This window comes from Congzhengia minquanensis (assembly GCF_014384785.1).
In the GTDB taxonomy this organism is placed as follows: Bacteria; Bacillota; Clostridia; order UBA1381; family UBA9506; genus Congzhengia; species Congzhengia minquanensis.
The window spans coordinates 493,942-520,461 of record NZ_JACRSU010000003.1; the positions used below are offsets into that span (position 1 = coordinate 493,942).

Consider the following 26,520-nt stretch of genomic DNA (forward strand, 5'->3'; position numbering starts at 1 on the left):
AGCTTAATGTGGAAAAAACAGTTTCTCAATGGTTAAATGAATTAAGAACAGCAGATGTGAAAAAAGCAATGCCCATCCTTTCCTTTCCGTGTGTACAGCTTTTAGATGTCAGCGTGAAAGAACTGATTTCAGACAGCGACCTGCAGGCTAAGGGAATGAAAGCGGTTGCCGACCGGTGTGACAGCGCGGCGGCTGTCAGTATGATGGATTTGTCTGTTGAAGCTGAAGCCTTTGGTGCGCAGGTTCGGTTTTCAGACGATGAAGTTCCGACGGTTATCGGAAAACTGCTTGAAACGCCTGAAGACGCACAGAAGCTGGCGGTTCCGGAAATGGGAGCAGGCAGAACAGCATTATATGCGGAGGCAATTAAAAAAGCCTGCGAGCTTATTTGTGACCGTCCCGTTTTGGCAGGGGTAATCGGGCCGTTTTCCCTTTCGGGGCGGCTGATGGACATGACTGAAATTATGGTAAATTGCTATGTGGAGCCTGAAATGGTACATACTACGCTGCAAAAAGCAACCGATTTTATTATAAAATATATCAACTCATTTCGCGATGCAGGGGCCCACGGCGTTGTGATTGCCGAACCGGCGGCAGGTTTGCTTTCTCCCGATTTAAACGCAGAATTTTCTATTCCTTATATCAAACAGATTATTGAAGCGGTGAAAAGTGAAAATTTTGCGGTTGTATATCATAACTGCGGGAACACAATTCCGTTAATTGACGATATTCTTACGGTGAACGCAGATATTTATCACTTTGGAAACGCCGTAGATTTGGAAGAAATCGCGCCGCACATTCCAACTGACGTTATCTTTATGGGAAATGTGGACCCGGCAGGAGAATTCCGAAACGGAACGGTTGCTTCCATAAAGCAAAATACAAAAGAAATTATGCAAAAGTGCTGTAAATATAAAAATTTCGTAATTTCGTCCGGCTGCGACATACCGCCAATGTCAAGCTGGGAAAATATTGATGCGTTCTTTGAAGCAACAGCCGAATTTTATCGGTAACTTATAAAAAATGCTCCGGTTTCCGGAGCGTTTTTTTGTAATTGCCGTAATGAATGGGGGTGTAATGGTGTAAAAAGTGTTTACTCCTGCGGTTTTATTTGATATAATAAAAGCAAATATAAAGGTGAGGTGAAGCAAATGAAAAAAGCAATATCTATGTGTTTATGCTTTGCGGTATTGCTGTCTGTCTGCGGCATTTTAGCGGCCCCGGCGTCAGCGGAAGCTACTCCGAGCGTAATTGAAACCTTTTACGAGGGGGAGGACGGGGCGTTTTTTTATCCCTTTGACAAAGAAATGAGCCTGGGTTCACGGCTTGCAATGATGGGGGATAACCAGATTTCCTATTATAAAGGGGATTCGGATAACACCTCCGGAATGCTGCGGATTCAAAACTATAACAGCATTAACAGAGGTGTAACCGGCGTGAAGTTGATTCCGGGACAAAAGATTCGGATTACGGGAGAGGTTAAATTTTTAAATTCGGACAAGCTGTCGCCTAAAGTGGGAGTTCGGTTGGTGTTTATCGGCGACTCCACAGTCCCGGTTTACAAAGACTCTGCCTGCACACAGCCTTTAATGAACGGGGAAGAACAGGTCACGCTGAAGGATAAATATTTTGGCGTATCCATTGACAAGGATATTTATGGAAACAACATGGTAGACGGAGAATGGCACACCTTTGAGTATATTTATGAGTATGACGGAACATTTGCAACGTCTAAAATTGACAACGTGACCTACACAAATTACATAAAAGACACCGTTACTTCCCAAATGTATTTCAGGCCTATGGGAAACAGTCCTTTGGGAAAGCCTGCGGGAAGTCCTTCTGAGAATTTTACGCAGGAGTATATTGACGCGTGCAGCGCGGCGGGAACAACGCCCTATGTAGACTGTCTGCTGGACAATTTTTCTGTGATGCCCTACAGCGGCATGCTGACAGACGGCGGAAACGTGGGATATGAGCCGAACATATACAACGGCTTTGAAGACGACGGCTGGAAAAAGGATCCCAATAAAACCAATTTTTCCTGGAACAACATAAATTCCAATGCGGCGCTTTCGGATAACGTGCCGGAGGCTTTAGCTGAAACGTCGAAATCCTCTATCGAGCTTACCTATAAGGGAGCGCCGAGGGACGCGTTTGTGGACGTAGGGTTTTCTGCAGCCGGTCCGGCATACAAAATGTGGTTTAACAGGGCCTATAAAATCAGCCTTTGGGCCAAAGGGTCTGAGGCGCTGGCGCAATTTGGAGCTGCAAATAACAAGCCTCTCGTGTTTATCCCCGACCGTTCGGGGGACAAACGGATTGACAGAACGCGCTCAAAATGGCTGCAATCCCCCACAAAAGAGATTATAACGGACGACTGGCAAAAGTATGAGTTTATTTGGTATGAAGATATGGAGTATGCAATCGGCAGAAAGAGCGACACCGATTTTACCACCCGGTTCACCATAAGAACCTATGCCGTGCCGGTAGGAACGGAAAACAATCTGACCGCGACAATAGAAAGCGGGGAGGCGGTGCAGTATATCTATTCCTATCAAAACAGCGCCGGCGAAACAGTATATGCCGGGCTGGAGGACTTTAAGCTTTACATTGACGATGTAACCATAGCACCCTTAGACATTGTTTACAACGGCGACATGGCAGTGAAAGATGCGGCGGACAATGACACCGGCGTAATTTATTATAAAAACGGGAAAAAATCGTCTGATTACTGCGCCCCGGGCGGGGATACCATTTCGGCAAATTTGTTCCACGCCGGAACCATTGCAGCAGACGCGACGTTTCAGCAAGAAACCGGGCTGGAGAAGAAAAACGTTTTAAAAGTGGCGGCGAACGAGACGCCTTATCAAAGCGTTGAAATTGACCAGGGGAAAACCTATAAAATCAGTTTTTGGGCAAAGGCGGAAAGCGGCAGCGAAAATATGCCGCTGTATGCAATGATGGACAGAAGCATAAAAGGCGACGTGCTGGACAGCACCGTGACAGATAAAAACCCCAACGGGCTTTTGGGTTACGGTAATTCCACGGGGATAACGGGGGACATACCGTTTTACCTGTATAGCGGCACCCAGCAAAATGTGTTTCACGATTATAACAAATTTGAAATTACAGCTGACGGGGAAACGGTTGTAAGCGACGATTATTTTGCGCGGATGAAGTCGGTAAACGGCTATGAAAGCCAGGCGGAGCCCACCGCGTGGAACTATCAATATTTTAACGGCGACAGCTGGGTAAACACAAATGAAGAAGCAAAAACACCCGGTTCGTGGACGCTGGCCGGCGGCTGGACAAAATATGAATGTTTCTACCACTGGGATTATCAGGGCGGGCACTACCGCATGCCCAGGCTCTCCTTTGTGTCCGACGGGGCATATGCCATCGCCGACATTCACGTGGAGGAGGCAGTGCCTTACCAGTTTGGAATTGAAAATGTTTCCGTCAGCGGTGACAAAGAGGTTTTTGAAATTGGAGATGAACTTTCCGTTACCTATGATTTTGTGTCCAGCGGCGCACAGACGGCAAACGAGGGAAAGACGCAGGTTTTAATTCTTGCCGGAACAGAAGCAGAAGGCTTTTATCCTGTTATGGCGGGAACGGCAGAGGGTGCGTTTTCGTTTCGGGTGCCTTCCGGCGCTATCGGCAAGCAGTTAAAAATTCAAATTACGCCTGTTTCGTATGACTACATCTATGCCCAGAAACCATTTGAAATCAGCTTGACTGGCACGGCAAAAAGCAAACTGTCGGCCACATTAAAATCCTTTGACAAAAGCGCTGCCACCTGGCAGCTGTGGGCAACTTACGGAGAAAGCAAGCCAATAACAGCCGACGTTGTTACCGCACTTTATGATGCGGACAACAGGCTTTTAAAAACCGAGGTTGCAAAAGCGGAAGTAAAAAATGGGGACGACGGTTTGGTAGCCAGCGGAACGGTGTTTGCGGATAATGCCGTATTGGGAAAGGTGTTTGTGTTAGACTCGCTTGACACCTTAAAGCCTGTTTGCAGCAGCGAAAAAGCAGATTTATCCGGCGGAAGCGAACGGGACAGCATTAAGGTGCTGGCCATTGGCAACAGCTATGCCGAGGACGCCACAAACTATTTTTATCAGCTGGCGGAGGACGCAGGCGTAAAAGACATTACTGTTGCCTATCTTTACATAGGCGGGTGCACCTTGGAAACCCATGTGAAAAACTTAGGAGGAAACCTGCCTGCTTACCGTTATACAAAAAATAACACAGGTTCATGGAAATCGGAAACAGAAAAAACTATGTTGTATGGCATTGTAGACGAGGACTGGGACGTGATTACCCTGCAGCAGCAAAGCGCAAATTCCGGCATTGCGTCTTCTTTCGAGCCGAATTTAACAAAGCTCATTGACTATGTGCAGAAAAACAAGACGAACCCCAGCTGCGAAATTTATTGGCATATGACCTGGGCTTATCAGGAAGGATATGCCGGACTAAGTGCATTTGGCAATGACCAGATGACCATGTATGAGCGGATTTCGCAAAACGTACAGGAAATTGTGCTGCCCAAGGAGGATATAGCAAACATTATTCCTGTTGGCACGGCGGTGCAGAATGCACGGACAAGTCATTTGGGAGACACCTTAAACCGCGACGGTATTCATCTCACGCTGGATTTAGGCCGGTATTTGGCCGGGTTGGTATGGGTGAAGAAGCTTACGAACCGCTCCATTGACAACATCGATTATGTGCCGGCAAATTATGCGGCGTCTTTCGGCGGAGATGTTTTGCCCTTGCTGAAAGAAGCGGCGAACAATGCGGTGTGGGAGCCTTTCGCCGTCACAAATTCCAGTTTTACAAAATAATTTTACATGATTCAAAAAAACACCAAAGCAAACGCTTTGGTGTTTTTTTATGTGGGGAATCAATCATAATTTTTCGTACAGGCTAATAAATATAGAATAACGGTTTACATTTTCTGCTTAGACGAAAGGATTGGTACATACTATGCGCGGCAAAAGAAAAAGATATTATCATAAAACGATTATTTTAAAAGACGTGTTTTCTAACACCTTAATTTATACAATTGCAGTTGTGTTTGCGGTGGGAATTGTTGTGTCCGTCTTGGGAAAGCTAAACATTCAGCCCAGCAGAGCATTTATTATGGCGGAATTTGATAAAATTTTTTGTGCCGGGCAGGAACTTCCGTTTGAAAAACGAAATGTTTACGACCGGATTTCTGCTGTTATACCGTCAGTGAAATCCAGTGAAGAAATGACGAAGAAATATTCAGCCAAATACAGCGGCGTAAAAAAAGAAGATAACGCTGCGGAAAAACAGGACAAACAGGAGGAAATCAGTTTCTCCGAAGGGAAAAAAATTAAAAGTATTGACATGTCATCAGACGGCATTACGTTTCGGAACGAAACTGCCTATACGCCGGATGTGCAGTCCCTTTTAAACACAAAACTGAATTTTAAAATGGAAGAAGGAAAACCAAATGTTTTAATTATGCACACCCACACTTCTGAAGCCTATGCCGAAAGCCCTGACGCCAGGTCCACAGACAACAACAAAAATGTCGCCCGGGTGGGAACGGTGATTGAAGAACGGCTGAAAAGCCAGGGAATAAACGTCATTCATGACGTTACACGAAACGACTATCCGGCATACAACGGTTCGTATACGAAAGCTTTGGCGGGTATAACGTCAAACCTTGAAAAAAATCCTACCATTGAAGTGGTTTTAGACGTGCACAGAGATTACGCCGAACAGACGAAAAACGGCGAAGCCATTCAGCTGAAGCCTGTGGCAACGGTGGAGGGCAAGCAGGTTGCCCAGGTGATGTTTGTTATTGGCACTGACGGCTTAGGGCTAAAACATCCGGATTGGAAACATAATTTGGCATTTGCCGTGCAGATTCAGGCAGAGTTAAACAAGGTTTCCCCGAAAATTGCAAGGCCGGTGAACATACGGCGGGAACGCTTTAACCAGCACATGACAAAAGGCTCTATGATTATTGAGGTCGGAACCGCCGGAAACACCATTCAGGAGTGTGAAAATGCGGGATTTTACATTGGCAATGCCATAGCAGAGGTTTTGAAAAGATATTAATCATTGGATATTTTCGTGCCGGCTGGAACATAATAAATTTAAGTGTTTATTATGGAAAGCCGGTGTTGATCGGCGGAAAGGACTTATTTATGAAACTTTCACGCAATTTAGAAGAAAACCGCAAAATGATGGCAAAATTGTTTCCGATAGAAAAAAGCTTTGATTTAATTGAACGGCAGGTTGTAATCGGCGGCAAAAAGGCGGTTATGTATTTTATAGATGGGTTTGTTAAAGACGGTGTTATGGGGAAGATTATGCAGTTTTTCCTGGGGCTGACGCCTGACCAGCTTGAAAACGTAAATACTGCCCAAGATTTTGCGGCTCGCTTCGTTTCCTATGTTGAGGTTTCGACCGAGAGCGATGTGGAGAAAATTACCACACAATATCTGTCCGGCCCTGCAATTTTAATGATTGACGGCTATGAGGAAGCAATTTTAATTGACGCCAGAACCTACCCGGCGAGAAGCACGGAAGAACCCGAAAAGGAAAAGGTGCTCCGGGGCTCCCGAGACGGGTTTGTGGAAACGGTTGTCTTTAATACGGCGCTGATTCGAAGAAGAATTCGCGACCCGAAGTTTGTTGCCGAAGTGGTGAATGTGGGGAACCGGTCAAGAACCGATGTGGTAATTGCCTATATTGATGATATTGTGGACAAAAAAACCCTGGAAAAGATTAAAAAGCGGATAGAAAGCATTGATGTGCGCTCCCTTACTATGAGCCAGGAAAGCTTGGCAGAATGCTTGATTAAGCGGAAATGGTACAACCCGTTTCCAAAAATCCGATATACGGAGCGTCCAGATATTGCAGCGGCAAATGTGCTGGAAGGAAACATTGTGATTTTGGTGGACAATGACCCCTCCGCCATGGTTTTGCCCAGTTCCATTTTTGATTTTATCCAGGAGGCAGACGATTTTTATTATCCGCCTGTAATCGGCGGATATATGCGCGCAGTCCGCAATCTGATTTTTTTCTCCACGCTGGTGATAACGCCGCTGTGGCTTTTGGCAATTCAAAATATGGACAGGCTGCCGGAGTGGCTTCATTTTCTGCAAATAGCAGAGCCAAACGAGGTGCCGCCCGTTGTTCAGTTGCTTATTTTAGAAGTGGCCATTGACGTTTTAAAGCTGGCGTCGGTGAATACGCCAAATATGTTGGGAAACTCGCTGAGCATCATCGGCGCGCTGATTTTAGGCGATTTTGCCATTCAGTCGGGCTGGTTTGTTCCGGACACAATTCTGTATATGTCTATTGTGGCAATTTGCAGTTTTTCTCAGCCCAGCGTGGAATTAAACTATGCGTTTAAATTTATGCGAATTATTATTTTAGTGCTGAGCCACTTCTTTAATCTTACGGGATTTATCATTGGCGTGGTGCTGTCTTTTGTACTCATTGGAACAAATAAAACGGTAACGGGGAAAGGGTATCTTTATCCAATTATTCCGTTCAATGCCCACGACTTTAAATATAAGTTTTTACGGCTTAAAATCCGTTCTACCGAAAAAATGCACTAAAAAAATTGTAATGAAAAAGTAAAATTATTACGATTGACTAATTATCTCCTTAGTGTTATAATATATGATAGCATCAAATATAAAATTAATGGAGGTATTTAGTATGCGAAGGACAAACAAGATAGTGTCGCTTATGCTTGCTTTAGGAATGTTGCTTTCCATGGCACTTCCCACCGTAACATCGGCGGCTGATCTAAGTTTCAGTGACGTACCGTCTGACTACACTTACTATTCGGCAATAACAGACTTAACAGCTGAAGGTATTATAAATGGCTTTGAAGACGGTACATTTAAACCGGAGGATCCGGTTACAAGGGCTCAGTTTACAAAGCTGATTTGTTTGGCGGAAAATTCCGGCAATATTAAGTATTCTGAAGCTGACAGGGCAAAGTTTCCGGACGTTGTTTCCACCGGCACGGATGCCCACTGGGCAATTGATTTTATTACAACAGCAAAGAATTCAGGAATCATTAACGGTTATGACGACGGCACATTCAAGCCCGAAAACAGCGTTCTGTATGAACAGGCCGTTAAAATGGCAGTTTGTGCGCTGGGTTATACGGAAGACCGTGCAGAACGTGCAGGCGGCACAGCAGGTGCTTATCCAAGCGGCTATTTAAATCTTGCGGTTAAAGCAAAACTGCTGGACAAAATCAGTGGTGCAAAAATGGGCGAACCCCTAACCCGTGGCCGTGTTGCGCAGCTTATTTACAACATGCGAAATGCGGAAATGGTTGATCCGATAACTGGTGAAACCAGCGGTTCCATGAGGGATCAGACGTCCTCTACACGTTCTTCCGCTGAGGGCAGGATTGTTGCGGTCTATGGCACTTCTCTTTATTACGATGAGGAAAGCGAATGTAACAAAAAGCAAATTGAGCTTGAGCTAAGTAGCGGTAAAAGAGAATTTTACGGTATTGAAAACTTAGACATCAATGACTTAAACGATTATCTCGGAAGAAGCGTAACGGTTTACTATGATATTGAAAGCGGCGCAGACTACTACGAAGCTTATAATATTGCGTTCCAGAACAAGAAAAATTATGAATTGACCATCAATATGGATGATATTGAAGAATTTAATGGCTCGAAGTTAGAATACTGGACGGAGGACAAAGATGACACAGAGAACATCAGCATTGACTCTGATATTGCGATTATTCATAACGGCCAGTCTGTAAATGAAGATTTTGGTGACATTATTGATGAATTCGCAAGTCAATCCGGCTATATCACTCTTGTTTGCTCAATGAACAATGATATTGCTGATGTTGCATTTATTCGGACCTATGAAACAATTTTTGTAAATTCTCCGAAAGATTCAAAGAACTATAAGGTATATGATTACTATGATTCTTCTAAATCTTTCATTTTAGATGAAACGGATAAAAGTAAAAAAATTACCTTTACGAAAAACGGCTCGCCTTCTGATTTCTCCGGAATTCCTACGACCTGTGTTCTCTCTGTATCAGAAAGCAGCGACGGCAAACTGGTTGACGTTCAGATTTCTACCAAAACACAAGCCGGAACGGTTACAGATATTCTTTCTGATGACAGAATTAAGATTGACAAAACTCCGAATACATATTACAGGTTTACAGAAAGCTGTAACAGAAGCGAACAAATTAACGCGGGTATGTATGTTCAGTTCTATTTAGATGCATTTGGCAGGGTAGCGAGATACACAGTATCTTCTGAAAAATCATTTGCATATGGATATTTGGCTGCAGCTGAAGCTGGAACGATGACAGATCCAAAAGTTGAAGTAATGATTTATAAGATGAGCAGTTCAAATTCTACGTTGACAGGAAATCAGTATGCGTTAAAAGATTCTGTGAAAATTGACGGAAAAGTATATTCTGTATCAAAGAATTCAGATGCAATTATGGATTTACTGCGTAGTACTGCTGCAAAAAGTGGAATTAATGCTGCCATTGATGGAAAAGAACCGGAAAACGCAGAATTTGCTCAGCCAATTCGTTATACAACAACGGGCAATGTAATTGACAGCATTTTAACCAGTAACAGCACAGGTGAAATTAATGTATCATTAAATTTAGTTAATTACACATCTGAACCGTTATTGTGTAAGGCTACTGGATCTACTTTAGACAAATATACAATCAGTGGTTCGCAGGTTATCCTTGTTCCGTCTGATCGTATAAACGGTACATACATGACAAAGAGCTATTCGTACTTTAAAAAGGACGAAAGTTATTATGTGCAGCTTGCAAATGTACCATCAACGAATAAGCCAGCGGCAATTTATGTTTATGGCACAGCAACCGGCGGTGCTGACGTCACCACAGAGGTATTGTCTGAAACCAACATTCCAATGATTGTCACAAGGGCTTCAGATGTTAATTATAAGGATCAAATTAGAAGATGCTTAAAGCTTCTTAGTGCAACTGGAGAAGAATTAGAGGTTTATGACGATGGCCGTGATAATACAGATGCAGTTCGCACCGTTTCTGCAGGCGATGTTATCAGAGTTGCAGCAGATGGCGATAAGCTGGTTGACGCGATTGAAGTACTTGCTGTAGCTGAAGATGTAGTTTCTGGAAAACAGAAAAACTTAGTTACATTTGATGGAACTTCAAACGGAAAAGACGAATTAGATGCGCCGCTCCGTGTTGTTACTGGTCTAGTTCATAATGCAAAAGAGAACACGGTTGTTATGGCACCTTCCTTTGATTATCCCACTGATGAAGATGTTTATACATATACCTACACAGAAAATGTGAATGTATATGTAATTGATACAAGCAGAGCAGGCAAGGATAACATGATTGAGGAAGGCAACTTTAGCAATATTATTGGTTATAATCAGAGAGCAGAAGATCCAAGCAAAGTTATGGTTTATACCAAAAAAGGCGATGTTGTCGCAATGATAGTTTTTAAATAAAGCGTTCTTTTTTGAAAGACCCGGTAGCTTCCGGGTCTTTCTTTTTTTCTTTAAACTTATTGACAAATACACAAATGGCGTATTATACTAAAATATAACAAAACAAACTGGAGGAAGATATGGAATATCGTGACGTTACTGCCTTTATTAATAAAGCAAAAAAGTTTGGATCAAGGCTGGACTTGATAAGAATTAAAAAGCTGTGCGAGCTTTTGGGGCACCCGGAAGAAAAATGCAGGTTTGTCCATATTGCCGGAACAAACGGCAAAGGCTCGGCTTCAATTTTTATTGAAAATATTTTGGCAAGAGCGGGCTATAAAACTGGTCTTTATACGTCACCTTTTATATATAATTTTAATGAGCGGATTCAAATTAACAATGTTTCTATATCTGACGAAAGCCTCGTTGGCGTTATGGAACAGGTAGTTGCTGCAACAGAACAAATGCTTATGGAAGGCTTTGAACACCCCACAGAATTTGAATTGATTACGGCCGCGGCGTTCCTTTATTTTGCTGAGGAAAAATGTGACGTGGCGGTAATTGAGGTGGGACTAGGCGGAACGCTGGATTCCACAAATGTGATTTCGTCCCCTTTGGTTACTGTGATTATGTCTATCAGTTACGACCATATGGAGTATTTAGGAAATACGCTTGCTGAAATTGCTGAAAATAAGTGCGGCATTATAAAACGCGGCTGCCCGGTAGTGTGTTATCCGTTTCAGCCAAAAGAGGCACTTGCTGTTATTCAAAAAACATCAGAAGCAATGGGCTGTAAACTGACGGTGGCGGATACCGGTTCCCTTAAAATTGAACGAACAGGCCTCGAAGGGAATACGTTTTGTTACAATGGGGTTCCTTTTGAAACAAGTCTGATTGGGGACTATCAAATTTACAATGCAATTACAGCCATAAATGCTGTTAGAGCATTGAAAAATCGGGGCTATATAATTTCGGAGGAAGATGTGCAAAACGGCTTAAAAATGGCAAAATGGCCGGCCAGGTTTGAAGTTTTAAGCCGCAGTCCTGTCGTGATTGCTGATGGCTCCCATAACGTAGACGGCATGCGTGCCTTTGTTGACGCAGCGAAGAAAATGCTTCATGGAAATAAGGTGGTTTGTATTTTTGGCATGCTGAAGGATAAAGAATATTCCAAATGCTTAGAACTGCTTTCTGACATTTCAGACACGATTATCGTTACGGAGGTTGACAGCCTTAGGGCAGAAACTGCCGAAAATTTGGCGTCGGCAGCAAAAAAGTATTTTCCAAATGTATTTGCAGAGCCTGATAATATAGATGCTGTTATGCAGGCAAAGCGATTGGCTGATGGGATGCGTGCAATTGTCGCTTTGGGTTCTTTGTATATGATGAAAAATATAAAAGAGGCTGTTCAAAAGATTTTTCATTAGAATTATGGCATTTATTTCTGGAGGACTAAGATGGGCAAATGGTCTCGCGCCGCAGGAGGCGCCGGCAGTGTTCTCATTTTAGCGGCACTGCTTTTGTTTGGGGTTGTTTCGGGATTAACCTATTTTTATGCGGATGATTTTTACTACGCAATCTTTTTCCGCGGCGGATTGGCCGAATTTTGGCAGCGTACCGCGGAGCATTATAGAACAATGAACGGGCGAGCACTGGTGCATTTTATAGATGAGATCGTTTTAATGTTCGGTACAAAGCTATTTGCTGTGTTAAACCCGTTCATGCTGTTTTCATTTTTTTATTGTTCTGCAAAGACCGTGCTGGCGGACGCAGAACGCACGCGAAAAATATATTTTATATTAGCAGGGCTGGCAATTACAATGCTGCTTCCGATGCGGGTTGCGCGGGAGACACTTTTTTGGATAACAGGCTCCATGAACTATCTGCTTCCGGTATGCCTTGCCGCCTTGGCGTTTTATCTGCACAATAGAACGATTGCTGCCGGAAAAATAAGGTGGTTTACCCTTTTGCTGTGTTTTCTATGCGGAGCCACCACTGAACAGGGCGGGGCTGCGGCATGTGTATTGAGCGCTTCCCTTGCAATATCGGAGATGGTGAAAAAACGGAAAGAATGCAGGAGGGGAATTTGTGGCTGGCCTTTGTTTTTCTGCATTCTGGCAGGTTATGCAACTGTTTTATTGGCGCCGGGAACATTTTACCGCGCTTCCTATGAAGGCAGTTTTGAGTCCGGACGGCTGGTGCAGTCTTTTTTTGCCTTGGCAGACAGCTTGATGGGGAAGAACGGCATTGCGCCATATTTTATTATTTTATTTGTATTACTTGCTGTATTATCCTTAAAGGAAAGATTGCTTCCAAAAGGATTGTCAGGCGGATTCGCAGTTTCCTGCTTGCTGGCAGTTTTTAATTTTGGCTGGGTTTCTTTTCCATATGCATCCGCCGTGCTTTTTTGCATTTGTCTGCTTTTTGCCGCGGTTGCTGCAATTGCTTTTTTAGGCTCTAACATCTACAGGGGAACCGGATGCTTTTTGCTTGCGGCTTTGGCGGCACAAGTAGTTTTAATCGAAGCGCCCTCTACGTATCTTAGGACAATGCTGCCGTCCATTATGCTGTTAACCGTGTGTATTGCATCCTTATTTGTGCGGCTCACAGGTATGTTCAAAAAGGGTGGTATGCCGATTTTTGGATTGGGCATGCTTATTTTTGTTCTTGGCGTTTTCTGTATGACTCAGACCATAGATGGTTACAGGAGTAACAGGGAAGTGATAATAGAAAACGAAAAAAGCGTGATGGACTATGAAAAAAACGGGTTTGCGGAAATAAGCACCGACATTACATATCCCTATGCCTATAATATGTTTTATGAGGACGGTTTTTTTCTGAATTATTTTTATGAATATTATAATCTTCCTGAAAGACCGGTTTTGTATTATTTGAGCAAGAGCAGTCCCGAGATTTTTTATGATGGAATGAGGCTGACGCACCCGGCAGAGAAAAACGGAGGTTCGTGGTATTTGCCATTAGAACCTGTTGTTACCGCGGCTGGAGGCCACCTAAACTGGAACGGAAGTTTGCTTGCTATTCAGCTTGGCGAACAAGAGGCGGTATGCCGCCGGGACACCTTATTTTTATCTGACGGAAAGGCCATTGCGTTAGATAACCGCACCTTGCGCCGGTTTGGCAAAATTTACTGGGACGCCGGCCTGTTTTCCGACGTTTTCGGAATTAAATGCCGAAAGGCCGGAGAAAACCGTATTTTTGTCGAAATGCGTTGACAAAGAACGGAAAATATGGTATGATAAAAATAATGAAGCAGGGGAGCTTATGTTATAGGCTGAGAGGAAGATGTTATCTTCGACCCTTATACCTGATTTGGATAATGCCAACGAAGGAAGGATAGCGTCTTTTTGGTGTGCCCAAATTGGGTGCACCTTATTTTTTAGAAAAGGAATGACGCAAATGAAAATTGAAACGAAAAAATTGACGTTAAGTGCAGTGATGATTGCGCTAAGCGCGGTGCTAAGCTTAGTGAAGGTTTATGAGCTTCCCTTAGGCGGGTCGATCACGCTTTTAAGCATGCTGCCGGTGGCTGTTATTGCCATTTGTTACGGCACCAAGTGGGGGCTGTTTTGTTCCACGCTTTATGCGTTTGTTCAAATTGCTTTAGATGCGGGCAAGCTCATGGGATATGGCATGACGGCGGGTACCTGGGCAGGCTGTTTGATGTTTGACTATATCATTGCGTTCGGCGCTCTGGGACTAGCCGGCCTGTTTCGTAAAAAAGGTACCATTGGCATGTGTGCTGGAATTACGCTGGCATTGGTTATCCGTTTTATATCGCACTTTATTTCCGGTTCCATTGTGTTCTCGGTGTTCTGCCCGGAGGGCTGGAACGTTTTTTTCTATTCCTTTTGCTACAACGGAAGCTACATGCTGCCGGAATTGATTATCACCATAATCGGTGCGGTTCTCCTGTTCCGTATTCCGCAGGTTAGAAAACTGATTGAAGAAAAACAGTAAGAAGAAAAACAGCAGTTTATAAAGGTGTTACCTGTGAATTTTTCGAAATTCTCTGGGTGACACCTTTATGTTTTCTTTAAACACCTTTAAAAAAAATTTATAGTCGCAATAGCCCGTTTCCTGGGCAATTTCCGTAACTGGTTTTAAGGTTGTCACCAGAAGGTGGCAGGCCTGTTCAATTCGTTTGCGCTGCACATATTTATTAAAGTTCGTTCCGGTTTCCTCTTTAAATTTCCGGCTGATATAGGAAAGGGAGTAATTAATTTCACTACAAATTTTGTCCAGTGAGATGTTAGAAGAAAAATTTTTATCGGCAAAATCAACTATTTTTGCCACCACTTCGTTATGAATTACCTTGGCGGGCGTGTAAATTTTGCGCAGCGTAAGCACCAAAAGCTCAATTAAGTAGCAGCGCGCAAGCTCCACGTGACCTGCTTGTTTCTCTTCCGATTCCTGGTCTATGCGGTACAGCAGGGACAAAATTTTTCCGTCGCTGTCGTGAAAAACATATTCCGTGGGAATTTCTCTTAACTGGTAGCGATTGAATCGAATGAGATAGCAGTTTAAAAGTTCGTTGAAACTTTTACAGTTTGAGAGCGCGCCGTCTAAAATTTCAGGAAAAAACAAGCAATGAACCAGTTCTAATGTTTCTTTTTTCTTATCCGGAGAATAGCCGTGTTCAGCATGGCAATCGATAATGAAATAATCTCCTTTTTTAATAGGAATTTCTTTTCCGGCAATGTGATGAATTGCCGAGCCGCCCTTGACATATGCAAACTCTATGAAGTCATGGGAATGCATGTTTGTAACATTCCCTGTTACACTGTGAATCATTATTTTTGTTTCTCCTGAGATTAATTTTTCCGTAGTATATTGCATAGCAAAAACGCCCCCTTTAATAGAAAAAAACGCCCGTTGTTCTCATTATAGTACAAGTGATATGATGAAGTCAAGATTTTTCATTTTACGATTAAAAAAGGGAGGGTAGATTTACGTTTGGACAGCACCGCTGTACTATATTTTTAATAGAAAAGAGTGATGAAAAATGGTTGGCAAAAGGGTTTTTAGAATTATGATTTTTACGTTCTTGCTTATCGGTTTGATGGTGCTTCCGGCATATGCGGCAGGAATGAAGGATTTGGTAAAAGATGATTTTTCTGAAAAAGCAGACGGAACACCGCTTAATGTGGGAACCAACGATGGCAACTGGAATCTTTCCTATTCCGGAATCGGAAGCGTTGATACGCCGCAGGTAACCTATGAAGATGGTGCGATAAAAATAAGCAAGAGTGCTGCCGGAGCAAATTTGGATTTATATAAAAAAATGACAGATGATACGATTCCTACGTCAGGAAAAGTTGTTTACTCCTTTGATGTAAAATATTCCCCTCACTGCACGCACTCTGTGTTTGCTTCGGATTTTATATTCCGTTTAGCTCCTGATTTGGCGAATATGGGAGACAGGCTGCCGCGCAACCAGCTTTTTTATTCTCTTCATTATGTGAACGGCGGAGACGGCGGACATTTATTGTTTACCAATAACAATAATGACATGTTCTATCCGAAAACTCTTATAGGAACTGCTTTTGACTGGTATCATTTTGAATACACAGTTGATTATGACAATAACAAGTATTCTGTTAAAATTGCAGATAAGGTTATGCCGTATTTAGAATCTGACAAGATAATCCCCCAAGGATTTATTGACAATGGAGGAGGAACCTACTTTCAAACCGTACTTGTTACCTCAAATTTGGGGGCGGATGTTCCGAATTTAGAAATGTATATTAAAAACTTTACTGTAACAACCGGGGAAACTATGTGGCCGGAAGAAAATGCACTGACAGTTACCGAGGTTTTGTCAAACGCAGCTACTTTAAACTGGAAACCGTTGGATACCAACGGCGTTACCGGATATGAAATATATAAAAATGATGAACTAATTGATACCATAATGAATCCAAACCAAACATCTTATACTGTATCGAACCTTACAGGCAGCACAACATACGATTTTTCAGTAAAACCGTTGTTTGCAGATACGGAAACCTATGATAAAACACTGAATATCAGCGTTACAACCGGCGGAGTGATTTTGCGCGAAAATGTGTTTCAGCAACTGTCGGCCGGGAGAACGCATATTATCGGCGCAAACAAAAATACTGTGGTTAAGGCGTGGGGCGGAAACAGCATGGGGCAGACAAACAGCGGCATGACAAAACCGGCAGCCAAAGCGGCAGCTGGAGCGTTCAGCTCCTATGTTATCGATTTAAGCGGGAATGTATATGCATGGGGCAGCAACAGTTCGGGTCAGTTGGGGATTGGAAGCAGTGACCTTACCGTGCCGAATCCTGTTGTTATTCCCACTCTGAACGGTGTGAAGTCTGTAGCGGCAGGCAAAGAGCACGCCCTTGCGCTCACTGACAACGGTAAGGTATATGCATGGGGAAACAACCGGTTCGGGCAATTGGGAACCGGCAACGCTGATACAGTTTTAGAAGCGGCATCGCCTGTTTTAATCAGCGCGTTAAGCGATAAAAAAGTTGTTGGCATTTATGCAGGAGGCGACACCTCTTTTGCTGTATGTGAAGACGGAACCCTGTTCGGCTGGGGCATGAATTATGTTGGCCAGTTGGCAGACGCCAATTTAAACAACAAAGATGTTCCAACACTTATCAGTATTCCCGGAATGAAAGTGTTATCGGTTGCAGCCGGAAACGGACATACGATTGCGCTCTGCTATTCCGAAACTGAAAGTAAAACCAGCGTTTGGGGATGGGGCAATGACGGTCAGGCGCAATTGGGATCAGGCGATTTAGGTTCCATTGTGAGTGTGCCTGTGAGGTTAACTTATTTTGATAACCTGAATATTAATGAAATTTCTGCCGGAGATTCCCACACGCTCGCGTTAAGCGGCGACGGCGACCTTTATGTTTGGGGCAACAATACAAGCGGGCAGTTAGGCACAGGAGGTGCGGCATATGGCGTATCCCCTACAAAGGTTTTAAACATTCCTCCCTTAACCGCAATTTGTGCTGGATATGATTTTTCTGCGGCCTCCGCGGCAGACGGCAGCCTTTGGGCATGGGGAAATAATGATTTCGGACAAATTAACCCTGATGGAGGGGAGCAGAAATACAATCTGCCCACACGGGTAAACCTAAAATCCCAGACGCTTGGCTGCGTGTCGGCAACCCTTTCAGACGGTCAAAACACATATGATCAAATACCGCCGACCGGTGGCAATTATCAATTAAAAATTGATTATTACAACAGCGGGGCAGGCATTGATGCAAAGGTTTTGGCAGCGGTGTATTCGGAAACGGAGCAGGGAACAATTTTGACTGACGCTGTATCAGCCGACATTGCCATACCGGCAGAAAGCCAGTCGGGACCTATATCTGTTCCAATTGTTCTGCCGGATAACACGGAACATGTAATGATTAAGGTATTTGTTTGGGACAAATTAAGCCATGCACCGTTTACAACTGCCGTGCAGATGCTGAGAGAACAATAGAACAGGGAGGGTGTGTTAAACATGAAAAGAATCATTGCTACAGCACTTTTTGCCAGTCTGACGCTTTTTATTGCTCCGGCTATCTGTCACGCGTCGACTGAAAATTTATTTCGTACAAATCCTGAAAAAAGCATTATATTTAACGAAGACCCTATGGAATATGGATACAGAAATGGTAATTTCACCTCTTCGGGGCTTGCTTCCTGGGCAGATCAGTTTGTCGACACCAATGTGGGAACCATTATGCTGAACACTCAGTCCGGCCGTGCAAATTACAGCGGCTATACCACAGAGGCATATTGGGAGGGCGTAGCTCACGACAGTGACTACTGGACAACCGATTTAAACGGTCTTCGCCAAAAGCATTACACAGGAATGCTAAATGGTATTGAGTTTACCGAAGAACGCATAAAGCTATTGCGCGAACGCGGAATTTCTCCTTGGGTTAGCATTCGCATGAACGACGTTCATGACATGAGCGATATGGATAATCCGCTTCATGCCACCTTTACAAAGCAGCACCAATCCATGCTTGTCGGCGCGAACAGTCCTTTCTATGATGATCAACGGTGTCTGAACTACTTAAATCCCGAGGTCAGAAATTGGTACTTTGCTACCATTCGTGAAAATATAGAGCGCTATGACATGGACGGACTGGAACTCGACTTTATGCGCGAATCCTACACGCTTTTTGATGCTGCCGACCGGGCGGCTTTAACAGAAGTATACACGCAGCTGGTGAAGGACATTCGAAAGGTTTTAGATCAGTACGAAATGGTGCGCGGACACGAAATTTATTTGGGCGTACGTGTTCCGGCGGCAGTTCATGTTGCAGTAGACTACGGTCTTGATGTGGAAGAATGGAGCCGTCTTGGCCTGGTAGATCTTGTGTGCGTAACTGCGCGCTGGGCAACCTCTGATACGGACATGGAAATTGAAAAATGGACAGAACTTTTAAAAACACAGGCTGGCAATAAAAATATTATTATCAGCGCAGGAATCGAATCGATTTACCGCTCGAACTATGGCCAGGGTCCCGGACAGTATACCGGCATCGAAACCACTCGCGGCATGGCGCACTCTTTCTTAAGCCGCGGAGCAGACTGCATTTATCTGTACAATCATATGAACGAATATATCGGCACCGGGCAGGGGCACATGTACAATCAGTTCCGAGATTGGAAGCCTATGCTGCAGCAGGTCAATTCAATTGAAAATATGGCGGGACTTGTGCGCAGGCATGCAATTACGTTCCGCGACCGGGTGGCGCACAACGAAAACGTAACTTCTGTTTTGCCAATCGTTTTAACACCTGCAACGCCGCAGTCACAAGATCTGAACGTTCATGTAGGCAGCGTCAACGAAACGTATGACACCGATAATTATGTAATTATCGGCGTGAATCAAAATTACAACGGAACAGGCGCGGGCGCCGTAACAAGCGCTGGAGACGCAAGCGTTAAAATAAACGGCGTAGAGTGCTCATATGTGGGAGATGTTGTTACAATCAATGAGCCTCGTCCGAAAAATCTGTCCTATGAGCCGTTTGACTTAATTCGTTATAAAGTGCCGAAGGGGGTTTTAAAAAGCGGCTACAATGCAGTTGTCGTTGAGGCTTTAAACGGTAAAACCATTGAGCTGCAGTGGGTTGAAGTTTACATGAATTCAAGCCTGCCGGGAATGCGCAATCTTGCGCTCAATAAAACAGTTACCGCGTCCTCTTATTTTGAAGAATCGACACATTATATTCCGGAACGAGCGGTTGACGGAACGGTGGATTTATGGGGCTGGACGCCAATGTTTCCGGCAGATACAAAACCGGATTGGTGGATGTTAGACCTTGGTGAAGCATATAATGTTTCCAGAATTGAAATTGTAGCGCGTCAGTTACGGGATGGCGGAGATGAAGGAAATGTTGCATACCGTTCTAACTTTAAGGTGCAGGGGTCGGCAGACGCGGCATTTACCGCGCCGGTGGAAATCGCTTCAACGGGTTCTTACGGGCAAAGCGTTATTGAACCGGGAGGCACATGGAACATCACGATTCCTGAGGAGAACATAACGCCCATTCGCTATGTGCGGATTATCGAACAGGACAATGAAAATGTAGCATATACTTTCCCATTTTTAACTGAGGTTCGGGTTTTTGAATAAATGATGTGATGGCAAATTTACCCCCTAAAGTAGAAAAAATACCTGTTGTTTTTGTTGCGGTTTAGCAGTATAATGATGTCGAGATTTTCATTGAAAGGAGCGGTAAATTTATGCTTTACAAAAAAAACAGGGAACAAAGTTTAAGCGACGAGCTGTTTCAAAATCCCACGGCGGAATATCGCGGCACGCCTTTCTGGGCTTGGAACAACAAGTTTGACGACAAAATTTTAAAAGAACAAATTGAAATTTTTAAGGAAATGGGCTTCGGCGGATTTCATATGCATTCACGCAGCGGCATGTCAATGGAATATCTGGGCGAGGGTTTTATGAACTGCGTGAAATACTGTGTGGGCAAGGCAAAAGAGGAAGACATGCTGGCCTGGCTCTACGATGAGGACAAATGGCCCTCGGGCTTTGCAGGCGGTTTGGTGACCAAAACACCCAAATACCGCGGTAAAATTATGCTGTTTACAAAAGAGAATTTAGAAGACGTACCAAAGGAACAGGCGATTGAGGAGGGGCTTCCTTATTTCTACGCAGCATATGATGTGGTTTTAGATGACAGGGGCTTTTTAAAATCCTGCCGCGAGGTCGGACGGGAAGAGGAATGCGCAAATAAATATTATGCGTTTGTGAAAACCTTAGACCCGACACCGTGGTATAACAACCAGACCTATCTGGACACGTTAAGCTACGAGGCGGTGGCAAAGTTTATTGAAGTAACCCATGAGGCCTATAAAAATGCCGTTGGAAGCGAGTTTGGAAAAACCGTTCCTGCAATCTTTACCGACGAGCCGGAATATGGCCGTGTGATCCCCAAGCCGTTTTCGAACGGAGACGCGGCAGCTCAAATTCCCTGGACAACGGATTTTGATGTTGACTTAAAACATGAAACAGGTTTAGACATAAGGCCGGTGCTGCCGGAACTGTTTTTTGCGCTGGAGGACAATGCACCGTCCTATGTTAAATATGTTTATTACCGATGTCTTACTAACCGCCTTGCTGACTGTTTTTACGGACAAATTGGCCGCTGGTGCGAAAAAAACGGCCTTATGCTGACAGGCCACTCAAACACCGAGGATACAATGCAACTTCAGTTGTGGTGCTGCGGCGACGTGATGCGGCTTTATCCGCATATGCAGCTGCCGGGTATTGACACGCTGGTGAACGGCGACAGGGAAATTACAGCAAAGCAGGCGCAGTCGGTTGTACATCAATATGGGAAAGAGGGCGTAATGTCGGAGCTTTATGGCGTGACGAACTGGGACTTTGATTTTCGCGGTCACAAATTTCAGGGAGACTGGGAGGCGGCTTTGGGCGTTACCGTCCGCGTTCCGCATCTTTCCTGGCTTACCATGGAGGGCACGGCAAAGCGGGACTATCCTGCGTCCATATTCTACCAGTCGCCCTGGTATAAAGAATATAAGCTGATTGAAGATCATTTTTCTCGGGTCAACACTGCACTCACCCGCGGTGAACCAGATGTTTCTGTGGGGGTAATTCATCCCATTGAGAGTATGTGGATGCAGTTTGGGCCGAATGACACCTGCGGCGGCATGATTGACAGCTTAGACAGCCAGCTTGCCTTTGTTTCAAAATTTTTGCTTCACAGGCTGATTGATTTTGACTATATTGACGAGGGCAATTTAGAAGACCTTAGCACCAAAGGCGGCAATCCGCTTGTGGTTGGAAAAATGTCTTATTCTACCATTGTTGTGCCGAACTGTGTAACCCTGCGGAAAAACACCATAGACAGGCTTACAGAGTTTTGCCAAAACGGCGGAAAGCTGATTTTTACAGGTAAGTGCCCGGAATTTGTGGATGCGAAGTCCTCCCATTTGGCAAAGCCGCTGTATGAAATGGCGACAAAGGTACCCATGGACCAATATGCACTGACAAACGCTATTTCTGACCGACAGCTCGAAATTTACATGGGGAACGGGCAAAAATCCGACCGGTTTATATATCAGATGCGTAAGGATACGGACGGAAAGTGGCTGTTTATTGCAAATTCTCAGATATTTATGGAAACAGGAAGCGTAAAACCACATTCGTTAGACATTTATGATAACTGGCAAAACGCATCGTATCTTTCTGTGGCAGGTTCTTCATCTGCAGTGTTCACGGAAGACGATATTCAAATCGTAATAAACGGGGAGTTCACACCGGTTCTCTACGACACCATGACAGGTGAAACGAATGAGCCAAACTTTGAGATAAAAGACGGCAAAACTGTAATTAAGACAAAATATTATTGGGGAAACAGCTACCTTTTCAAGTTGCTGAAAAAGACAAAAGAAAAAGCACAAAGGGAAGAACCCAAAAAAACTGTATGCCGCAGGATTGATTTTAAAGAAGCGGTGGATTATAAGCTTGCAGAACCCAATGTTTTGCTGTTGGACATTGCAGAATATGCCTTTGACGACGGTGAGTGGAACGAAAAAGAAGAGGTTTTAAAAATCAGCGATATGTTTCGGGCGTCCTTAGGCTGGCAGGTGGATTTCCCCCAGCCCTGGGTGATTGCAGACGAACCGGCAGAGCACTTTGTGCATCTAAAATACCGGTTCCATTCAGAATTTGGACTTTCAGGCTGCAAGCTGGCCTTAGAGCAGGCAGAATCGACAAAAATTTTGTTCAACGGAGAGGCGGTTCAATCGAACATTGACGGCTGGTATGTGGATCAGTTTATTAAAACTGTGCCGCTGCCGGACGTGAAAAAGGGTGAAAACGTGTTAGAGCTTACCGTGCCTTATTCCAAGCGGGGAACGGTGGAGGCATGTTACCTTTTAGGGGACTTTTTTGTGCGTCTTGCGGGTACGGAGTCGACCTTAATTCCCCCGCGGGAACGGTTGGCATTTATGTCAACAGATAAACAGGATTTGCCTTTCTACAGCGGTAACATCATTTATAAAACAGAAATCTGCGTTGAGGATTGTGATTTAGAGATTTCAGCCACCTCGTTCCGCGGGGCGCTGGTAAAGGTTTATCTGGATGGGAAAGAAGCTGGAATTTCTGCGCTGCCGCCATTTCTTGTGGAATTTAAAAATGTTGCAAAAGGGAAACACACGGTAGAATTTGAGCTGTTTGGCAACCGGTATAACACCTTTGCGCCGCTGCACTTAGCCGACGAAACGGAAACCTGGATTGGGCCCAATGCCTGGTCCGCCCGCGGCAATGCGTGGTGTTATGAATATCGCACACGGCCCTTTGGCATTTTAAAAAGTCCTGTAATTAAGGTAATCAGCAAATAAAGAACCGCCGGGAAAAATTCCCGGCGGTTTTCTTTTTTTAAAACAATAACTGCAAAGCAGAGCCAACGTTTTTTGCATAATAAATGGTGAGGTCTTTTGGCGGAGCAAGTCCTCGTTTGTTCGATTCTGGGATAATGCACTTTGAAAAACCGAGCTTTTTCATTTCGTTCAGCCGCTTGTCAATCTGGTTCACTGCACGAAGCTCGCCTGTTAGGCCCACCTCGCCGATTAGGGCGATGTCCGGGGCGATGTCTTTGTTTTTAAAGGCGGAGGCCACGGCGCAGATAATACCTAAGTCCGCCGCAGGCTCGTCGATGCGCATGCCGCCGACAATGTTTACATAAATGTCCTGATTGGAAAGGTTCAGCCCCACGCGCTTTTCCAACACCGCAATTAAAAGGTTTACGCGGTTGTAATCTGCCCCAGTGGTCATGCGGCGCGGGGCGGGAAAGGTGGTTGGCGCAACCAGCGACTGCACCTCGGCTAATAGCGGCCTTGTGCCCTCTAAGGTGCAGATGACGGTAGAACCTGATGTTTGTTCCGGCCGGCCTTCCAACATCATGGACGACGGGTTTTTTACCTCCCGCAGGCCTTCGCCGGTCATTTCAAACACGCCAATTTCGTTGGTGGAACCAAACCGGTTTTTCACGGCGCGCAAAATTCGGTGGCTTTGGTGGCGTTCGCCCTCAAAGTATAGCACACAGTCAACCATGTGCTCTAAAACCTTTGGGCCAGCCAATGCCCCGTCTTTTGTCACGTGGCCCACTACAAAAACGGAGATAGACCGTTCTTTTGCCAGCTTCATTAAAGAAAGCGTAACATCCCGCACCTGGCTCACCGTTCCGGGGGCCGATGCGATGTCGGGATTATACATGGTCTGAATCGAGTCGATAATTAAAATATCAGGTGTAATGGTTTCGGCGTGCTTTATTGCTGCGTTAATGTCGGTTTCTGTCAGCACATAAAAATCCTGCCGGATTCCTAGCCTGTCAGCCCGCATTTTCAGTTGCTTTTCCGATTCCTCTCCGGAAACGTAAAAAAAACTGGTGTTCTGTTCTAACGATTTAATTAATTGAAGCAAAATGGTCGATTTTCCAATGCCTGGCTCGCCGCCTACCAAAACCAGCGACCCGCGGACAATGCCGCCGCCCAAAACGCGGTCGAGCTCCCCAATGCCGCAGACAATTCTGGGGTCTTTCGTTGTGTCTACCGTTGAAAGCTTTACCGGGACAGAGAAAGACTGCGCTACTTTCTTAGACGATTTCGATGTCACCACAACATCTTCTGCAAAGGTGTTCCACCCGCCGCAGCCGGGGCATTTTCCAATCCATTTTGCAGATTCATAACCACATTCTGAACATACATAAACCACTTTTGATTTCATCTATAACAACTCCGAAGCATTTTATTTTATCCTATGGCCGCTGTGCCGTTTCGCTGTTGGGTTCTGCATCGGGCGGCGCGGAAGGCGCCGGCGCCGTTTGTTTCGGGTCGACGGAAGGCTTTGCCGTTGTGGTCGAGGAGGCAGAAGGCGAGGGCGAAGCTTTTTTCGTTCCAACTATTTCAACCCGGTCCTTGCCGGAATAGGTACTCTTGCACAGCACGTCGCTGGAGATTTTCACGCCGTTTTCATAAACAACCTTGTAGGCAATGTAAGAGCTTCCGTTGGTGCCGGCGCTCTCTACCTTCACTTTCCCCTCCGGCATGGAAGAGTCTTCCTTGCGGACAACTTTTGGGGAAGTGGTGCCTGTTTTTTCAGTTTCTATTTCAATTTTGCGGTTAGGACGCTCATTGGTGCCGTAAATGGTAATTACATTTTTGCGTCCGATACATTCTGCACGAATTTCAATCGGTTTTGAATAGTTATTTTTAAACTTAAAATCAACAGAACCATAGGAAACCGTTGCGTCCCTGCCCATGGGAACATAGGTCACAGGGAGGGTATGGTTTCTTCTTGATGTGATGTCTAAATCGGCGTAGACCACAGCGTTAAACATGGTGGACGAAACCTGGCAAATTCCGCCGCCAATTCCCGGCTGCACGGTGTTTCCCACATAAACGTTTGCCATGCGGAATCCACGTTCTACCGTTCTTGGGCCAACCACATCGTTATAGGAAAATTCTTCGCCTGGGGCTAAAATATATCCGTTTATTTTGTCACAGGCAAGCTGAATGTTGTGGGCGCGGTCTGCGCTGGAGGAGGAAAAGTCTGATGAATAGGTTCCCAGCTCGTCGGTCAGAAGCGAAGCTTTCAATGATTCGGTAGTAACCTTAGGTTCCAGCACCGTAACCGGAACCACAACCACGGCCTTACCCTCTTCTGCCTTAAGCGCACGTTTTACTTCCTTATCGTCAAACGTTACACCGGGACTGCTCTGAGTAAACAAAAGCTTGTGGTCAGAGATGGTATAGGTTGCGTCTGTCGGTTCGCTCGATGTGTGACGCTTAATAAAATCGACCGTTATTTCTTCCGGTTCAATTTCTTTAAGCTGTAATGAAATTTCGTCCGTGTGGTTAATCAGGCAGTCGGTAATGCCTTTCTTTACTTCTTCATATACGATGCCGCGGCCCGGTGCACCCCGGGTTATCGTTAAGGAGTCCGCTCCAATTTCAATTTTATTGTCCACCGCCGTAATGTCAAGACTGGCGGAAATTTTGTCTAAAACACGCTGCAGGGCATATTCATCAAAGGAAAGGGAATATGGCACTGTAACCGGATTTTTTTTCATGTTGGAAATTTCGCTGAGCCTGCCTAGGCCCCGCTCCTTCCGGCCATATTCCATGGCCAAGTTGACCATTTGTTCTACGTCTAAAGCCGGCGAAAGGGATAAGGTGCTTAATTTTTCACTGGCCCCGTCAATGTTTATGATAATGTCGTAAACGGAAGAAAGGTCTGCAAGCTCGGGAATTTTGTTTCTTAGCTCGTCTTCCGACATGCCGCCCACTGGCGTTTCACCAATATAAACGCCTTCATAAACCTTGTCATATGCTAGAATTTTTGCAGAATAGGCTGACACAGAGGCAATCGCAGCGACTAAGGCTACGATGAGGAAAATAAGTAAAACCGTCTTTTTTTTGCTTTTATTTGTTTCTTGCCGCTTTTTTGAAGCTGACATTCAATCA

Annotated in this window: 14 protein-coding genes and 1 riboswitch; of the genes, 11 read left to right on the plus strand and 3 right to left on the minus strand. The window is 44.7% G+C overall.

The window, feature by feature from the left end:
- The first annotated feature begins 8 nt into the window (after positions 1 to 8).
- From H8698_RS10105 to H8698_RS10140, 8 genes are all read left to right on the plus strand, one after another.
- Positions 9 to 1,013: a uroporphyrinogen decarboxylase family protein gene (locus H8698_RS10105; protein WP_249313377.1), complete on the plus strand. Its 1,005-nt coding sequence runs from the start codon at positions 9 to 11 to the stop codon at positions 1,011 to 1,013.
- A 138-nt stretch (positions 1,014 to 1,151) separates the two neighbouring features.
- Positions 1,152 to 4,853, plus strand: coding sequence for a DUF4886 domain-containing protein (locus H8698_RS10110; protein ID WP_249313378.1), 3,702 nt, complete (start codon positions 1,152 to 1,154; stop codon positions 4,851 to 4,853).
- A gap of 142 nt (positions 4,854 to 4,995) precedes the next feature.
- Positions 4,996 to 6,102 (plus strand): stage II sporulation protein P, encoded by a 1,107-nt coding sequence (gene spoIIP / locus H8698_RS10115; protein WP_249313379.1) that lies wholly within the window; start codon positions 4,996 to 4,998, stop codon positions 6,100 to 6,102.
- A gap of 89 nt (positions 6,103 to 6,191) precedes the next feature.
- Positions 6,192 to 7,613 carry a spore germination protein gene (locus tag H8698_RS10120; RefSeq protein WP_249313380.1) on the plus strand — a complete coding sequence of 474 codons (1,422 nt, stop codon included), beginning with the start codon at positions 6,192 to 6,194 and terminating at the stop codon, positions 7,611 to 7,613.
- Positions 7,614 to 7,716: 103 nt separating this feature from the next.
- Positions 7,717 to 10,518: an S-layer homology domain-containing protein gene (locus H8698_RS10125; RefSeq protein ID WP_249313381.1), complete on the plus strand. Its 2,802-nt coding sequence runs from the start codon at positions 7,717 to 7,719 to the stop codon at positions 10,516 to 10,518.
- Positions 10,519 to 10,637: 119 nt separating this feature from the next.
- Positions 10,638 to 11,924 carry a bifunctional folylpolyglutamate synthase/dihydrofolate synthase gene (locus H8698_RS10130; protein ID WP_249313382.1) on the plus strand — a complete coding sequence of 429 codons (1,287 nt, stop codon included), beginning with the start codon at positions 10,638 to 10,640 and terminating at the stop codon, positions 11,922 to 11,924.
- 30 nt (positions 11,925 to 11,954) lie between these two features.
- Positions 11,955 to 13,730, plus strand: a complete 1,776-nt coding sequence (locus H8698_RS10135) for a DUF6056 family protein (RefSeq protein ID WP_249313383.1) — start codon at positions 11,955 to 11,957, stop codon at positions 13,728 to 13,730.
- A gap of 29 nt (positions 13,731 to 13,759) precedes the next feature.
- A riboswitch (TPP riboswitch) is annotated at positions 13,760 to 13,866 on the plus strand.
- A gap of 48 nt (positions 13,867 to 13,914) precedes the next feature.
- Positions 13,915 to 14,475, plus strand: coding sequence for an energy-coupled thiamine transporter ThiT (locus tag H8698_RS10140; protein WP_249313384.1), 561 nt, complete (start codon positions 13,915 to 13,917; stop codon positions 14,473 to 14,475).
- Between the two features lie 27 nt (positions 14,476 to 14,502).
- Here H8698_RS10140 and H8698_RS10145 read toward each other — a convergent pair whose 3' ends face one another.
- Positions 14,503 to 15,309, minus strand: a complete 807-nt coding sequence (locus H8698_RS10145) for an AraC family transcriptional regulator (RefSeq protein WP_249313385.1) — start codon at positions 15,307 to 15,309, stop codon at positions 14,503 to 14,505.
- Between the two features lie 211 nt (positions 15,310 to 15,520).
- On the opposite strand from H8698_RS10145, the gene H8698_RS10150 reads away from it, so the two are divergent.
- From H8698_RS10150 to H8698_RS10160, 3 genes are all read left to right on the plus strand, one after another.
- Positions 15,521 to 17,992 (plus strand): RCC1 domain-containing protein, encoded by a 2,472-nt coding sequence (locus H8698_RS10150; protein ID WP_249313386.1) that lies wholly within the window; start codon positions 15,521 to 15,523, stop codon positions 17,990 to 17,992.
- A 21-nt stretch (positions 17,993 to 18,013) separates the two neighbouring features.
- Positions 18,014 to 20,146, plus strand: coding sequence for a discoidin domain-containing protein (locus tag H8698_RS10155; protein WP_249313387.1), 2,133 nt, complete (start codon positions 18,014 to 18,016; stop codon positions 20,144 to 20,146).
- Between the two features lie 110 nt (positions 20,147 to 20,256).
- Positions 20,257 to 23,397 carry a glycosyl hydrolase gene (locus tag H8698_RS10160; RefSeq protein WP_249313388.1) on the plus strand — a complete coding sequence of 1,047 codons (3,141 nt, stop codon included), beginning with the start codon at positions 20,257 to 20,259 and terminating at the stop codon, positions 23,395 to 23,397.
- A gap of 37 nt (positions 23,398 to 23,434) precedes the next feature.
- Here the strand turns inward: H8698_RS10160 and radA are convergent, their stop codons facing one another.
- Together radA and H8698_RS10170 are read right to left on the minus strand one after the other, a co-directional pair.
- Complete coding sequence (gene radA / locus H8698_RS10165; RefSeq protein ID WP_249313389.1) at positions 23,435 to 24,781, minus strand: DNA repair protein RadA; 1,347 nt, start codon at positions 24,779 to 24,781, stop codon at positions 23,435 to 23,437.
- A 31-nt stretch (positions 24,782 to 24,812) separates the two neighbouring features.
- On the minus strand, positions 24,813 to 26,513 hold the full coding sequence (locus H8698_RS10170) for a VanW family protein (protein ID WP_249313390.1): 1,701 nt from the start codon (positions 26,511 to 26,513) through the stop codon (positions 24,813 to 24,815).
- Positions 26,514 to 26,520 lie beyond the last annotated feature (7 nt).